Below are 14517 nucleotides of genomic sequence, written 5' to 3'. Positions count from 1 at the left end.
CCTCAGTGACGACCATCACCCCGGATCCCGGGAACCGGAACGAGAAGTACCGCAACCCCGGGCCCTCACTTCGCGAGAGGCCCGGTCCGCCCGGTACGCTCACCGCCGTGCCCCACGCTGATCAGTGCCAAACCACTCAGAAGGACGCGCCTGTGACCTACCCGGGAGCGCCCCGACCGGACCGGCTCAGCCCGACCGCGCTCGGAGAGCTGTCAGCCCGGCTCGGTGCCGGACCGCAAGATTCCGGTGAGGTCACCGGCATCACCCACGACTCCCGGGCCGTACGCCCGGGGGACGTGTACGCGGCCCTGCCCGGCGCCCGCTTCCACGGCGCCGACTTCTCCGCCCAGGCCGCCGGTCTCGGAGCCGCCGCGATCCTCACCGACCCGTCGGGCGCCGACCGCGCCGCGGCGACCGGCCTGCCGGTCCTGGTCACCGGGGACCCGCGCGGCCGGATGGGCGAGATCGCCGCCGAGATCTACGGACACCCCGGCGAGGACCTCCTCCAGATCGGTATCACCGGAACCTCCGGCAAGACCACCACCGCCTACCTCGTCGAGGGCGGACTGCGTGGCGCCGGACGCAGCACCGGACTCATCGGCACCGTCGAGATGCGGATCGGTGACGAGCGCATCAAGTCGGAGCGCACCACGCCCGAAGCCACCGACCTCCAGGCGCTGTTCGCCGTCATGCGCGAACGCGGCGTCGAGGCGGTCGCCATGGAGGTGTCCAGCCACGCCCTGGTGCTCGGCCGGGTCGACGGCTGCGTCTTCGACGTCGCGGTGTTCAACAACCTCAGCCCGGAGCACATGGAGTTCCACTCCGGTATGGAGGACTACTTCCAGGCCAAGGCGCAGCTGTTCACCCCGCGCCGCAGCAAGCTCGGCGTCGTCAACTTCGACGACGAGTACGGCCGCAGGCTGGTGAAGGAGGCGTCCGTCCCGGTCGTCACCTTCTCCGCCGAGGGCCACCCGGACGCCGAATGGCGGGCCCAGGACGTCCAGATCGGCTCCCAGGACAGCACCTTCACCGTGGTCGGCCCCGACGGCCGGCGGATCAAGGCCCGGGCCCCGCTGCCCGGCCCCTTCAACGTGGCCAACACCCTTGCCGCGATCGTGACCCTGGCCGTCGCCGGTGTGGACCCGCAGTCCGCCGCCGACGGGGTCGCGGCCGTCCCCGGTGTCCCCGGCCGGCTGGAGCGCGTCGACGCCGGACAGCCCTATCTCGCGGTGGTCGACTACGCGCACAAGACCGACGCCGTCGAATCGGTCCTGAAGTCCCTGCGGAAGGTCACCGAGGGCCGGGTGCACATCGTGCTCGGCTGCGGCGGCGACCGCGACACGACGAAGCGCGGCCCGATGGGCGCCGCGGCCGCGCGGCTGGCCGACACCGCCGTACTGACCTCGGACAACCCACGCTCCGAGGACCCCCTCGCGATCCTCGCGGCGATGCTCCTCGGCGCTGCCGAGGTGCCCGTCCACGAGCGCGGCGACGTGCTCGTGGAGGCCGACCGGGCCGCCGCGATCGCCGCGGCCGTCGCACGGGCGGAGCCCGGCGACACCCTCCTGGTGGCAGGCAAGGGGCACGAGCAGGGGCAGGACATCCACGGAGTGGTGCGCCCCTTCGACGACCGCAAGGTCCTGCGCGACGCCATCGAGAGCTCCCTGGGGCGCACCGGCGCCGGGAGCGCCCCCGAGGACCGCGTACACACCCATGAGAACAACAGTCAGGGATGACCAAGTGATCGCCCTTTCCCTCGCCGAGATCGCCGCAATCGTCGACGGGCGGCCGCACGACGTGCCGGACCCGTCCGCCGTCGTCACCGGCCCCGTCGTCATCGACTCCCGGGAGGTGCGGCAGGGCTCCCTGTTCGCAGCGTTCGCCGGCGAGCGCGTCGACGGCCACGACTACGCGGAGCGTGCCGTCGAGGCGGGCGCGGTCGCCGTGCTCGCCGCCCGTCCCGTCGGTGTTCCGGCGATCGTCGTGGACGACGTCGTGGCCGCGCTCGGAGCCCTCGCACGCGCCGCCGTCGAGCGCCTCGGAACCACCGTGGTCGCGCTGACCGGGTCGGCGGGCAAGACGTCCACCAAGGACCTGATCGCCCAGCTGCTCCAGCGCAAGGCGCCCACGGTCTGGACGCCGGGTTCCTTCAACAACGAGATCGGCCTCCCGCTCACCGTGCTGAGCGCCACCCCGGACACCCGTCACCTCGTGCTGGAGATGGGGGCGCGCGGCATCGGGCACATCCGCTACCTCACCGGCCTGACGCCCCCGCGGATCGGCCTGGTCCTCAACGTGGGAAGCGCCCATCTCGGGGAGTTCGGCAGCCGTGAGGCGATCGCCCAGGCCAAGGGCGAGCTCGTGGAGGGCCTCCCGGAGGACGGCGTCGCCGTGCTCAACGCCGACGACCCGCTCGTGAGGGCGATGGCGTCCCGCACAAAAGCCCGGGTGCTCCTCTTCGGGGAGGGCCCGGAAGCGGACGTACGGGGAGAGAACGTGCGGCTCACCGACGACGGGCGGCCCGCTTTCGCGCTCCACACACCCACCGGGTGCAGCGACGTGACCTTGCGCCTGTACGGTGAGCACCACGTGTCGAACGCGCTCGCCGCGGCCGCCGTCGCCCATGAGTTGGGCATGTCCGTGACCGAGATCGCCGAGGCGCTCTCGGAGGCGGGCACCCTCTCCCGCTGGCGCATGGAGGTCACCGAGCGTCCGGACGGTGTGACGGTCGTCAATGACGCCTACAACGCGAACCCCGAATCCATGAAGGCCGCCCTCCGTGCGCTGGCCGCCATGGGCAAGGCCCGACAGGCGGGAGGGGGGCGCACGTGGGCGGTGCTCGGTCAGATGGCCGAGCTCGGTGACGCGTCGCTCGCCGAGCACGACGCGGTCGGACGGCTCGCCGTCCGGCTCAACGTCAGCAAGCTCGTCGCTGTCGGGGGGCAAGAAGCCTCCTGGCTGCAACTGGGCGCATATAACGAGGGTTCGTGGGGTGAGGAGTCGGTGCACGTGTCCGACGCACAGGCGGCCGTCGACCTGTTGCGCAGTGAACTGCGCCCGGGAGACGTCGTGCTGGTGAAGGCGTCCCGGTCGGTCGGCCTGGAGAAGGTCGCACAGGCTCTGCTGGAGACGACCGAGGGCGAGGTCGCCGTCCGATGAGGCAGATCCTCTTCGCGGGAGCCATAGGGCTCTTCCTTACGCTGGTCGGCACCCCGCTGCTGATCAAACTCCTGGCCCGCAAGGGCTACGGGCAGTTCATCAGGGATGACGGCCCGCGCACGCACGGCAGTAAGAAGGGCACACCCACCATGGGTGGTATCGCCTTCATCCTGGCCACGATCATCGCCTACGTACTGGCGAAGGTGATCACCGGCGAGGACATGCGCTTCTCCGGGGTGCTCGTCCTGTTCCTGATGGCCGGAATGGGCCTCGTCGGCTTCCTCGACGACTACATCAAGATCGTGAAGCAGCGCTCGCTGGGGCTGCGGGCCAAGGCGAAGATGGCCGGCCAGCTGATCGTCGGCATCGCCTTCGCCCTGCTCTCGCTCCAGTTCGCGGACGCGCAGGGGAACACTCCCGCATCCACCAGGCTCTCCTTCGTCGAGGACTTCGGCTGGTCGATCGGCCCCGTGCTGTTCTGTGTCTGGGCGCTGTTCATGATCCTCGCCATGTCCAACGGCGTGAATCTGACGGACGGTCTGGACGGACTGGCCACCGGCGCCTCGGTGATGGTCTTCGGCGCCTACACCTTCATCGGGCTGTGGCAGTTCCAGGAGTCCTGCGCCAACGCGGAGACCCTGACCAATCCCAACGCCTGCTTCGAGGTACGCGATCCGCTCGACCTCGCGGTCGTCGCCTCCGCCCTGATGGGCGCCTGCTTCGGCTTCCTGTGGTGGAACACCTCGCCCGCGAAGATCTTCATGGGCGACACCGGTTCGCTGGCCCTCGGCGGCGCGCTCGCCGGCCTCGCGATCTGCTCCCGCACCGAGTTCCTGATGGCCATCCTCGGCGGCCTCTTCGTGATGATCACCATGTCGGTGGTCATCCAGGTCGGCTCCTTCAAGATGACCGGCAAGCGGGTCTTCCGCATGGCCCCGCTCCAGCACCACTTCGAACTCAAGGGGTGGTCCGAAGTCCTCGTCGTGGTCCGCTTCTGGATCATCCAGGGCATGTGCGTGATCGTCGGACTGGGCCTCTTCTACGCCGGATGGGCAGCCAAGAAGTGAGCGAAGTGGACTGGCAGGGCAAGCACGTCACGGTGGCCGGGCTCGGCGTCAGCGGTATCCCCGCGGCCCGCGCCCTGCACCAGCGGGGGGCCGTGGTCACCGTCGTCAACGACGGAGACGACGAGCGGTCCCGCGCGCAGGCCGCCGAACTGGAGGAATGGGCTGCCGCGCGCAGCGCCTCCGGTGAGAACGGTGGCGGGCGACGGATCACCGTGCGCCTCGGTGACGGCGACACCCTGCCCCCGTCCACCGAGCTCGTCATCACGGCTCCCGGCTGGAAGCCCGACAAGCCGCTCTTCCTGGCAGCCGCCGAGGCGGACGTCCCCGTCTGGGGCGACGTCGAACTCGCCTGGCGGCTGCGGGGGCCCGACGCGGCACCCTGGCTCGCGGTCACCGGTACCAACGGCAAGACCACGACGGTCCGGATGCTGGCCTCGATCCTCGCGGCGGCCGGTCTGCGCACCGCCGCCGTGGGCAACATCGGGGTCTCCCTGCTGGACGCGGTCCTCGGCGACGAGGAGTACGACGTCCTCGCCGTCGAACTCTCCAGCTACCAGCTCCACTGGGCGCCCTCCCTGCGCGCCCACTCCGGCGCCGTTCTCAACCTGGCCCCGGACCACCTGGACTGGCACGGCTCGATGGAGGGCTACGCCGCCGACAAGGGCCGGATCTACGAGGGCAACAGCGTCGCCTGCGTCTACAACGCGCAGGACACCGCGACCGAGGACCTCGTCCGCGAGGCCGACGTCGAGGAGGGCTGCCGGGCCATCGGATTCACCCTCGGTACCCCCGCCCCCTCCCAGCTCGGAGTGGTCGACGGAATCCTCGTCGACCGGGCCTTCGTGGCCGACCGGCAGAAGCAGGCCCAGGAGCTCGCCGAGGTCGGCGACATCGATCCGCCGGCCCCGCACAACATCGCCAACGCCCTCGCGGCGGCGGCACTGGCCAGGGCCTTCGGCGTGGCTCCCGCCGCCGTACGCGACGGGCTGCGGGCCTTCCGGCCCGACGCCCACCGCATCGAGCACGTCGCCGACGTGCACGGGGTCACGTACATCGACGACTCCAAGGCCACCAACACCCACGCGGCCGAGGCGTCCCTCGCCTCCTACGACCCGATCGTCTGGATCGCCGGAGGCCTCGCCAAGGGAGCCACCTTCGACGGACTGGCGTCCGGCGCCGCCAAGCGGCTGAGGGGTGTCGTACTGATGGGCGCCGACCGGGCGCTGATCCGTGAAGCCCTGGCACGACACGCCCCCGAGGTGCCGGTGGTCGACCTCGAACGGACCGACACTGGGGCGATGTCCGCGGCGGTCCGCGAAGCGGCACGGCTCGCCCGGCCGGGCGACACCGTACTGCTGGCCCCGGCCTGCGCGTCGATGGACATGTTCGTCAACTACAACAAGCGCGGCGAGGCGTTCGCGGACGCCGTCCGCCAACTCGCCGACGAGAGCGACTGACGGGCCCGGTCTCCGCGTCGTACTGTCCCGGAGTACCGGAGCCGCCCGGAGACCCGGTCGCCTGCGGCACCGCCGCGGGCCCGGGCGCCGTGCGCAGGCCCCCGAGCACGAGCAGTGGAGGGGACAGCGACAATGCCGGCCGACGAGAGCGCAGCCGCGCGCGGAGGCCGCCCGCGGGTCACCGCGGCGGCCCCCCGGGCGCTCACCCCGCCCCTGCCCGCCGGTCCCTTCCCGGGACTCGCCGCGAGGAGCGGGCCCGCCGCCGGGTCCCGGCGGCCCCCCGCGTCGTCACGTGGCCCGCGCGGGGCCGGCGCACCACCTGCCGGGCCACGCCGAGGAGCCGGCGTGCGGCGGCTGTACGAACAGGCGCGACGGGCCTGGGACCGCCCCCTCACCGCCTACTACCTGATCCTCGGATCGAGCCTGCTGATCATCGTGCTCGGCCTCGTGATGGTCTACTCCGCCTCGATGATCAAGGCCCTGGAGCTGGCACGGCCGGGGACCTACTTCTTCCGCAAGCAGTTCCTCGCCGCCGTGATCGGGGCGGGGCTGATGCTGCTGGCCTCCAGAATGCCCGTCAAACTCCACCGGGCGCTGGCCTACCCGCTGCTCATGGTGACGGTCTTCCTCATGGTCCTGGTCCAGGTGCCGGGGATAGGGATGTCGGTCAACGGCAACCAGAACTGGATCCGCGTCGGCGGCCCCTTCCAGCTCCAGCCCAGTGAGTTCGGCAAGCTCGCCCTCATCCTCTGGGGCGCGGACCTGCTCGCCCGCAAGCAGGACAAGCGGCTGCTGGCCCAGTGGAAGCACATGCTCGTCCCGCTGGTCCCGGTCGCCTTCATGCTGCTCGGACTGATCATGCTCGGCGGCGACATGGGCACCGCCATCATCCTGACCGCCATCCTGTTCGGTCTCCTCTGGCTGGCCGGCGCCCCCACCCGGCTCTTCGCCGGGGTGCTCGCCTTCGCGGGTCTGATCGGCTTCCTGCTCATCAAGACCAGCCCCAACCGGATGTCCCGGCTCGGCTGCATCGGGGCGTCCGAACCAGGCCCCGGGGACTCGTGCTGGCAGGCGGTGCACGGAATCTACGCCCTCGCGTCCGGCGGATGGTTCGGATCCGGGCTCGGTGCGAGTGTGGAAAAATGGGGTCAACTTCCCGAGCCGCACACCGACTTCATCTTCGCCATCACAGGTGAGGAGCTGGGGCTGGCGGGGACGCTGTCGGTACTCGCCCTCTTCGCGGCTCTAGGCTATGCGGGTATCCGCGTGGCCGGACGCACGGAGGACCCCTTCGTGAGGTACGCAGCGGGAGGCGTGACCACCTGGATCACGGCGCAGGCCGTGATCAACATCGGTGCGGTGCTCGGCCTGTTGCCGATCGCCGGAGTCCCGCTGCCGCTGTTCTCCTACGGGGGGTCGGCCCTGCTGCCGACCATGTTCGCCGTCGGGCTCATGATCGCGTTCGCGCGTGACGACCCTGCGGCGAAAGCGGCCCTGGCCATGCGGAGGCCCGGGGTCAGATGGAAGACGATGAGACGGCGCGTCACGAAGCGTCCGTCCGGAGAGCGGTGAATTTCGGTGCATGTCGTACTCGCCGGCGGGGGGACCGCCGGACACATCGAGCCCGCGCTTGCCCTCGCAGACGCCCTGCGGAGGCAGGACCCGACCGTGGGAATCACTGCCCTCGGCACGGAGCGCGGACTCGAGACCAGGCTCGTACCCGAGCGGGGGTACGAACTGGCACTGATCCCCGCCGTACCGCTGCCGCGCAAGCCCACCCCCGAACTGATCACCGTGCCGGGGCGGCTGCGCGGCACCATCAAGGCCGCCGAGCAGATCCTGGAACGCACCAAGGCTGACTGCGTGGTGGGATTCGGCGGCTACGTGGCTCTGCCCGGCTACCTCGCGGCCAAGCGCGCCGGTGTCCCGATCGTCGTCCACGAGGCCAACGCACGGCCCGGCCTGGCCAACAAGATCGGTTCGAGGTACGCCCACGGGGTCGCCGTCTCCACACCGGACAGCAAGCTGCGTGACGCCCGCTACATCGGGATCCCGCTGCGCCGCACCATCGCGACCCTGGACCGGGCCCGCGTCCGCCCGGAGGCACGCGCGGCCTTCGGCCTCGACCCCAACCTGCCGACCCTGCTCGTCTCCGGCGGTTCGCAGGGGGCCCGTCACCTCAACGAGGTCGTCCAGCGGATCGCGCCGCTGCTCCAGCGGTCGGGTATCCAGATCCTCCATGTGGTCGGCCCGAAGAACGAATTGCCGCGAATCGACAACATGCCCGGGATGCCGCCCTACATCCCGGTACCGTACGTGGACCGGATGGACCTCGCGTACGCGGCGGCCGACATGATGCTCTGCCGCGCGGGCGCGATGACCGTCGCCGAACTCTCCGCCGTCGGGCTTCCCGCCGCCTACGTCCCGCTGCCGATCGGCAACGGTGAACAGCGGCTCAACGCCCAGCCGGTGGTGAACGCCGGCGGCGGCCTGCTGGTGGACGACGCGGCTCTCACCCCGGAATGGGTGCAGGGCAACGTCCTTCCGGTGCTCTCGGATCCGCACCGGCTGTACGAGATGTCCCGTGCCGCCGCGGAGTTCGGGCGACGGGACGCCGACGACCTCCTCGTCGGCATGGTGTACGAGGCGATTGCCGCACGCCGAAAGGCGTGAGGCGGTGCGGACCCGGGGCGCGCGCCCCGGGTCCGGCGAAGGAGTGAGCGTGGCCGGACCGACGACCGCCCAGCGCGGCGAGGCCGAGCGGGCGGACACCCCGGCCCGCCCACCCCACATCGGCCCCGGGGGGCGGCGGCTGACCGGCCGTACGCGACTGGTCCTGGCCGTACTTGGCCTCGTGGTGACCGCCGGCGCCACGGTATGGGTGCTCTACGGATCGTCCTGGTTCAGGCTGGAACGCGTGACGATCACCGGAACCGACGTGCTGAGCCGCAGCGAGGTCGAGACGGCCGCCAGGGCTCCCGTCGGATCCCCGCTGGTCTCCGTGGACACCGATGCGATCGCCGGGCGGTTGCGCCAGAAGTTGCCTCGTGTCGACTCCGTGGATGTCGTTCGGTCATGGCCGCACGGTGTCAGTCTTGAAGTGACCGAACGTAAGCCCGTCCTGTTGATGGAAAAGGGCGGGAAGTTCATCGAAGTGGACGCCAAGGGCGTTCGTTTCGCCACGGTGGACGAAGCTCCCGCCCATGTGCCCCTGCTGGAGCTGGAGCCGGACCGGTCCGCGAGTCTGCGCCGCTTCGGCGCCGACCGCCTGGTGCGGGAGGCGGTCCGCATCGCGGGCGACCTCCCGGCGAAGCTGTCCGGTGAGACCGAGGTCGTGCGGATCACCTCCTACGACTCGGCCGTCCTGCAACTGACGCGGGACCGCACGGTGATGTGGGGGAGCAGCGAGGAGGGGCCCGTCAAGGTGAGAGTGCTCACCGCTCTCATGAAGGCGTCTCCCAAAGCGGGACACTTCGACGTGAGTGCGCCCACCGCACCGGCCGCGTCGAGGAGTTGACGCACGTTTCGCCTGGCCAGCCCCCTGGTTGGTCAGCGCTACGGGTGATCACATAGGGTGAAAAGAAAAACGGGAGGTTCGGCGTGTTCGTTGAACGTGCGCCACTTGTCGACTTAGTGTCCTGTTCGGAAGAGTCCAAGAAGCAGACACACTGGTAACCCTAAACTTCAGCGTTAGGGTTTGGGTCGGCGTCCGGACCGGCCCCATCGGCATCCGTCGTCGCCGCGGGACAACCGCGCAGCGACGACACGTAACTCGAGGCGAGAGGCCTTCGACGTGGCAGCACCGCAGAACTACCTCGCAGTCATCAAGGTCATCGGTGTCGGCGGCGGTGGTGTCAATGCCATCAACCGAATGATCGAGGTCGGTCTCAAGGGCGTCGAGTTCATCGCGATCAACACCGATGCGCAAGCACTGTTGATGAGCGACGCCGACGTCAAGCTCGACGTCGGCCGTGAACTCACCCGTGGCCTCGGAGCCGGGGCGAACCCGGCAGTCGGTCGCAAGGCGGCAGAGGACCACCGTGAGGAGATCGAGGAGGTCCTCAAGGGGGCCGACATGGTCTTCGTCACCGCCGGAGAAGGCGGCGGCACCGGCACCGGCGGCGCACCCGTCGTCGCCAACATCGCACGCTCGCTGGGCGCCCTGACGATCGGTGTGGTCACCCGCCCGTTCACCTTCGAGGGCCGGCGGCGCGCGAACCAGGCGGAGGACGGCATCGCCGAGCTCCGCGAAGAGGTCGACACCCTCATCGTCATCCCCAACGACCGGCTGCTGTCCATCTCGGACCGTCAGGTCAGCGTGCTGGACGCCTTCAAGTCGGCCGACCAGGTGCTGCTCTCGGGTGTCCAGGGCATCACCGACCTCATCACCACCCCGGGTCTGATCAACCTCGACTTCGCCGACGTCAAGTCGGTCATGTCCGAGGCGGGTTCCGCCCTCATGGGCATCGGCTCCGCACGTGGCGACGACCGTGCGGTGGCCGCCGCGGAGATGGCGATCTCCTCGCCGCTCCTGGAGGCGTCCATCGACGGCGCCCGTGGTGTCCTGCTCTCCATCTCCGGCGGCAGCGACCTCGGTCTCTTCGAGATCAACGAGGCCGCGCAGCTGGTCAGCGAGGCGGCCCACCCCGAGGCGAACATCATCTTCGGCGCCGTCATCGACGACGCCCTCGGTGACGAGGTCCGGGTCACGGTCATCGCCGCGGGATTCGACGGCGGGCAGCCGCCTGCCCGCAGGGAGAACGTCCTCGGGGCGGGAGCGGGCAAGCGCGAGGAGCCGGCCCCGCCGGCCCGCAGCGCCGAGCCCGCGCGCCAGACCGGCGGGCTGGGCTCCGTACCCCCGCGTGAGGAGCAGCCCCAGGCGCCGGCCGAGCCGGCCCCCGTGGCCAACGAGACCTCGCTCCCCCCGGTCTCCCCGCCGCACGTCCCGACGGCCCGTCCCTACCAGGACAGCCAGGCCGAAGAGCTGGACGTACCGGACTTCTTGAAGTGATAGGTCCGCAGCACGCGGTGGAAACCGCGGAGTCTTCGGCGGGCGGCGCCCATTTCGCCTTCACCGACCGGTGGGGCGGAGTGAGCGCCGCTCCGTACGAGGAGCTCAACCTCGGCGGCGCGGTCGGTGACGACCCCGCCGCCGTCGTCGCGAACCGCGCGCGTACGGCCGGGGCCCTCGGTCTCGATCCGGTCCGCGTGGTCTGGATGAACCAGGTGCACGGCCGCGACGTCGCGGTGGTCGACGGCCCCTGGGGCGACACCCGGGACATCCCCTCCGTCGACGCGGTGGTGACGGCCCGGCGCGGACTCGCGCTCGCGGTGCTCACCGCGGACTGCACCCCCGTACTCCTCGCCGATCCGGTGGCCGGTGTCGCCGCCGCCGCCCACGCCGGGCGTCCCGGCCTGGTCGCGGGTGTCGTCCCGGCCGCGGTCGAGGCGATGATCACACTCGGCGCACTCCCCTCCAGGATCGTCGCCCACACGGGACCGGCCGTCTGCGGCCGGTGCTACGAGGTCCCGGAGCAGATGCGTGCCGAGGTCGCCGAGGCGGTACCGGCCAGCTGGTCGCGGACGAGCTGGGGTACGCCCGCGGTGGACGTCACGGCCGGGGTCCACGCACAGCTCGACGAGCTGGGTGTGCGCGACCGGCACCGCTCGCCGCACTGCACGCTGGAGTCGGCCGATCACTTCTCGTACCGCCGCGACCGCACCACGGGGCGGCTCGCCGGCTATGTCTGGCTGGACGGATAGGGCATGACGGATCGCAGGACCCAACTCGCCGCGAACCTGGAGCGGGTGGAGGAACGCATCGCCTCGGCGTGCGCCGCGGCCGGCCGGGAGCGGGACGAGGTGACGCTCATCGTCGTCACCAAGACCTACCCGGCATCCGACGTGCGCATCCTGCACGGACTCGGAGTGCGCCATGTCGCGGAGAACCGCGACCAGGACGCGGCGCCGAAGGCGGCCGATTGTGCGGATCTGTCGCTCACCTGGCACTTCGTCGGACAGTTGCAGACCAACAAAGTCCGTTCCGTGGCGGGTTATGCCGACATGGTGCAGTCGGTGGACCGGGTGAAGCTGGTCACGGCCCTGTCGGCGGCGGCGGTCAGGGGGGAGCGCGAGCTCGGCTGCCTGATCCAGGTTGCGCTCGACGCCGGGAGCGGTGCACGCGGTGAGCGCGGAGGCGTCGCACCGGACGCGGTCGAGGAGTTGGCCGCCGCGGTGGACGCGGCACAAGGCCTCAGGCTGGACGGTCTGATGACCGTCGCGCCGCTCGCCGGCGCCTACGCCGGACGGCAACGGGCCGCTTTCGACCGCCTGATGGAAATCTCATCCCGCCTGCGCGGGAACCATCCGGCTGCGAACATGGTCTCTGCTGGGATGAGCGCGGATCTCGAGGACGCGATCGCGGCCGGGGCGACACATGTACGCGTCGGTACGGCGGTACTCGGAGTCCGACCCCGGCTCGGGTAACGTCGCGAAGCAAGTCGGACCACAGCAGAAAATATGGTCATTCCCGCTCGACGCGGGTGGGCCGGAGTGGATCTCGGGCACTTGGTGACACGAATGCCGATCCACCACAGAGCGGAGGACTCGGAGCATGGCCGGCGCGATGCGCAAGATGGCGGTCTACCTCGGCCTCGTGGAGGACGATGGGTACGACGGTCCGGGGTTCGACCCCGACGACGAATTCGAACCCGAGCCGGAGCCCGAACGCGACCGGCGGCGGCATCAGCCCGCGCATCCGGTGGAGCGTGAACGGGAGGAGCCGGTGCGAGCGGTGCAGCCCCCCGCCCCGCGGGAACCGGTTCAGCTGCCGGCGGAAAGCGGACGACCCGCCCGAATCGCCCCCGTGGCATCCATCACACCTGACCGCCCGAACCTGGAGAAGAACGCACCGGTGATCATGCCCAAGGTCGTGTCCGAGCGGGAGCCCTACCGGATCACGACGCTGCACCCCAGGACCTACAACGAGGCCCGTACCATCGGGGAACACTTCCGTGAGGGCACTCCGGTGATCATGAATCTCACGGAGATGGACGACACCGATGCGAAGCGACTTGTCGACTTTGCCGCGGGACTCGTCTTCGGTCTCCATGGCAGCATTGAGCGTGTGACGCAGAAGGTGTTCCTGTTGTCGCCTGCTAACGTCGATGTCACGGCGGAGGACAAGGCCCGTATCGCTGAGGGCGGGTTCTTCAACCAGAGCTGAGAACACCGGGAACGAACCCGGCCGGGAGGCCGGGCCACGAGAGCCAGGGGAGAGGGAAGCGCGGGACATGGGCGTCGCACTGGATGTGGTCTATATCGCGCTGATGTGTTTCCTCATCGTGCTGATCTTCCGGCTGGTCATGGACTACGTCTTCCAATTCGCACGTTCATGGCAGCCAGGCAAGGCGATGGTGGTCGTTCTCGAGGGCACTTACACTGTCACGGATCCACCGCTGAAGCTTCTGCGGCGGTTCATACCGCCGTTGCGTCTCGGGGGCGTGGCACTTGACCTGTCCTTCTTCGTTCTGATGATCATCGTCTACATTCTGCTCAGCCTCGTGGGCAAGCTTGCGAGCAGCGTGTGAACGATACGGTCTTGCCGACTGCCGACGACTACGTAGAGGTGAAGAAGAGATGCCGCTGACCCCTGAGGACGTGCGGAACAAGCAGTTCACGACCGTCCGCCTCCGAGAAGGCTATGACGAGGACGAGGTCGATGCCTTCCTCGACGAGGTCGAATCTGAACTGACGCGTCTGCTCCGTGAGAACGAGGACCTGCGCGCCAAGCTGGCCGCCGCCACGCGCGCGGCCGCGCAGAACCAGCAGCAGCAGGGCATGCGCAAACCCCCGGAGCAGCAGGAGCGGCCAGGGGCCCCCGTGCCCGCCGCCATATCTGGTCCGCCGGTGCAGCAGCAGCCCCCGCAGATGGGTCCCCCCCAGCTGCCCGGTGGCGCTCCGCAGCTGCCCGCCGGCCCCAGCGGCCATGGTCCTCAGGGCGGCCACGGCCCCGGTCCGCAGGGCCCGCACGGCCCCGGCCCGATGCAGGGCGGTCCCATGGGTGGCCCGATGGGCGGCCCCATGGGCGGTCACGCCCCCCAGCAGCAGATGCAGCAGATGCAGCAGCAGATGCAGCAGCCCGGTCAGGGCCCCGGTGGCGACAGCGCCGCCCGTGTCCTCTCCCTCGCGCAGCAGACCGCCGACCAGGCGATCGCGGAGGCCCGTTCCGAGGCCAACAAGATCGTCGGCGAGGCGCGCAGCCGCGCCGAGGGCCTCGAGCGTGACGCCCGTGCCAAGGCCGACGCCCTGGAGCGGGACGCCCAGGAGAAGCACCGCGTGGCGATGGGCTCGCTGGAGTCGGCCCGCGCGACGCTGGAGCGCAAGGTCGAGGACCTGCGTGGCTTCGAGCGCGAGTACCGGACCCGTCTGAAGTCGTACCTGGAGAGCCAGCTGCGTCAGCTGGAGACCCAGGCCGACGACTCGCTGGCCCCGCCGCGGACCCCGGCTGCCGCCTCGCTGCCGCCGTCGCCCTCGCTGGCTCCGGCCGGTGCGGGTGCCATGGGACACACCATGGGCGGCAACCACGGTGGCCACGGCAACCAGCAGATGGGCGGCGGCAGCCAGTCCATGGGCGGTGGCCCGTCCTACGGAGGCGGCCAGCAGCAGATGTCGCCCGCGATGACGCAGCCGATGGCACCGGTGCGGCCGCAGGCGCCGCAGCCGATGCAGCAGGCCCCGTCGCCGATGCGCGGGTTCCTGATCGACGAGGACGACAACTGAGCGGGACGCGCTCGCTGAGCGCGTAGCCGTCGGCAGGCAGAGGGCCGGGCCCC

At 70.4% G+C, this 14517-nt stretch carries 13 protein-coding genes; all 13 read left to right on the top strand.

The window, feature by feature from the left end:
- The first annotated feature begins 5 nt into the window (after positions 1 to 5).
- Positions 6 to 1736 (top strand): UDP-N-acetylmuramoyl-L-alanyl-D-glutamate--2,6-diaminopimelate ligase, encoded by a 1731-nt coding sequence (locus ACGFNN_RS26455; protein ID WP_393559523.1) that lies wholly within the window; start codon positions 6 to 8, stop codon positions 1734 to 1736.
- A 4-nt stretch (positions 1737 to 1740) separates the two neighbouring features.
- Positions 1741 to 3159, top strand: coding sequence for a UDP-N-acetylmuramoyl-tripeptide--D-alanyl-D-alanine ligase (gene murF, locus ACGFNN_RS26450; protein WP_393559521.1), 1419 nt, complete (start codon positions 1741 to 1743; stop codon positions 3157 to 3159).
- Positions 3156 to 4226, top strand: coding sequence for a phospho-N-acetylmuramoyl-pentapeptide-transferase (gene mraY, locus ACGFNN_RS26445; RefSeq protein WP_365526825.1), 1071 nt, complete (start codon positions 3156 to 3158; stop codon positions 4224 to 4226). Before murF ends, mraY begins: the two co-directional genes overlap by 4 nt.
- Positions 4208 to 5683 (top strand): UDP-N-acetylmuramoyl-L-alanine--D-glutamate ligase, encoded by a 1476-nt coding sequence (gene murD, locus ACGFNN_RS26440; protein ID WP_393559519.1) that lies wholly within the window; start codon positions 4208 to 4210, stop codon positions 5681 to 5683. The genes mraY and murD overlap by 19 nt, the downstream gene beginning before the upstream one ends.
- A 132-nt stretch (positions 5684 to 5815) precedes the next feature.
- Positions 5816 to 7255 (top strand): putative lipid II flippase FtsW, encoded by a 1440-nt coding sequence (gene ftsW / locus ACGFNN_RS26435; protein ID WP_393559517.1) that lies wholly within the window; start codon positions 5816 to 5818, stop codon positions 7253 to 7255.
- Between the two features lie 6 nt (positions 7256 to 7261).
- Positions 7262 to 8356: an undecaprenyldiphospho-muramoylpentapeptide beta-N-acetylglucosaminyltransferase gene (murG, locus tag ACGFNN_RS26430; RefSeq protein ID WP_362547578.1), complete on the top strand. Its 1095-nt coding sequence runs from the start codon at positions 7262 to 7264 to the stop codon at positions 8354 to 8356.
- 49 nt (positions 8357 to 8405) lie between these two features.
- Positions 8406 to 9200 (top strand): cell division protein FtsQ/DivIB, encoded by a 795-nt coding sequence (locus tag ACGFNN_RS26425; protein WP_393559515.1) that lies wholly within the window; start codon positions 8406 to 8408, stop codon positions 9198 to 9200.
- A 276-nt stretch (positions 9201 to 9476) separates the two neighbouring features.
- Positions 9477 to 10694, top strand: a complete 1218-nt coding sequence (gene ftsZ / locus ACGFNN_RS26420; RefSeq protein ID WP_393559513.1) for a cell division protein FtsZ — start codon at positions 9477 to 9479, stop codon at positions 10692 to 10694.
- Positions 10695 to 10711: 17 nt separating this feature from the next.
- Positions 10712 to 11446, top strand: a complete 735-nt coding sequence (gene pgeF, locus ACGFNN_RS26415; RefSeq protein ID WP_393559511.1) for a peptidoglycan editing factor PgeF — start codon at positions 10712 to 10714, stop codon at positions 11444 to 11446.
- Positions 11447 to 11449: 3 nt separating this feature from the next.
- Positions 11450 to 12169: a YggS family pyridoxal phosphate-dependent enzyme gene (locus ACGFNN_RS26410; protein ID WP_362547590.1), complete on the top strand. Its 720-nt coding sequence runs from the start codon at positions 11450 to 11452 to the stop codon at positions 12167 to 12169.
- 127 nt (positions 12170 to 12296) lie between these two features.
- The gene (locus ACGFNN_RS26405; RefSeq protein WP_362547593.1) at positions 12297 to 12908 is read left to right on the top strand and encodes a cell division protein SepF; all 612 of its coding nucleotides are present in this window, start codon (positions 12297 to 12299) and stop codon (positions 12906 to 12908) included.
- 67 nt (positions 12909 to 12975) lie between these two features.
- Positions 12976 to 13272: a YggT family protein gene (locus tag ACGFNN_RS26400; protein WP_014156754.1), complete on the top strand. Its 297-nt coding sequence runs from the start codon at positions 12976 to 12978 to the stop codon at positions 13270 to 13272.
- Positions 13273 to 13321: 49 nt separating this feature from the next.
- On the top strand, positions 13322 to 14464 hold the full coding sequence (locus tag ACGFNN_RS26395; RefSeq protein WP_393559508.1) for a DivIVA domain-containing protein: 1143 nt from the start codon (positions 13322 to 13324) through the stop codon (positions 14462 to 14464).
- Positions 14465 to 14517: the final 53 nt, after the last annotated feature.

It is taken from the genome of Streptomyces sp. NPDC048590, from assembly GCF_043199535.1.
In the GTDB taxonomy this organism is placed as follows: Bacteria; Actinomycetota; Actinomycetes; order Streptomycetales; family Streptomycetaceae; genus Streptomyces.
The sequence above is the reverse complement of the archived record's forward strand: the minus strand, read 5'-3'. Positions and strand labels throughout refer to the sequence as shown.

Coding starts and splice junctions, on each gene's coding strand:
- mraY (WP_365526825.1), top strand. CDS start 3,156: ATGAGGCAGATCCTCTTCGCGGGAGCCATAGGGCTCTTCCTTACGCTG.
- murD (WP_393559519.1), top strand. CDS start 4,208: ATGGGCAGCCAAGAAGTGAGCGAAGTGGACTGGCAGGGCAAGCACGTC.
- ftsW (WP_393559517.1), top strand. CDS start 5,816: ATGCCGGCCGACGAGAGCGCAGCCGCGCGCGGAGGCCGCCCGCGGGTC.
- ACGFNN_RS26410 (WP_362547590.1), top strand. CDS start 11,450: ATGACGGATCGCAGGACCCAACTCGCCGCGAACCTGGAGCGGGTGGAG.
- ACGFNN_RS26405 (WP_362547593.1), top strand. CDS start 12,297: ATGGCCGGCGCGATGCGCAAGATGGCGGTCTACCTCGGCCTCGTGGAG.
- ACGFNN_RS26400 (WP_014156754.1), top strand. CDS start 12,976: ATGGGCGTCGCACTGGATGTGGTCTATATCGCGCTGATGTGTTTCCTC.
- ACGFNN_RS26395 (WP_393559508.1), top strand. CDS start 13,322: ATGCCGCTGACCCCTGAGGACGTGCGGAACAAGCAGTTCACGACCGTC.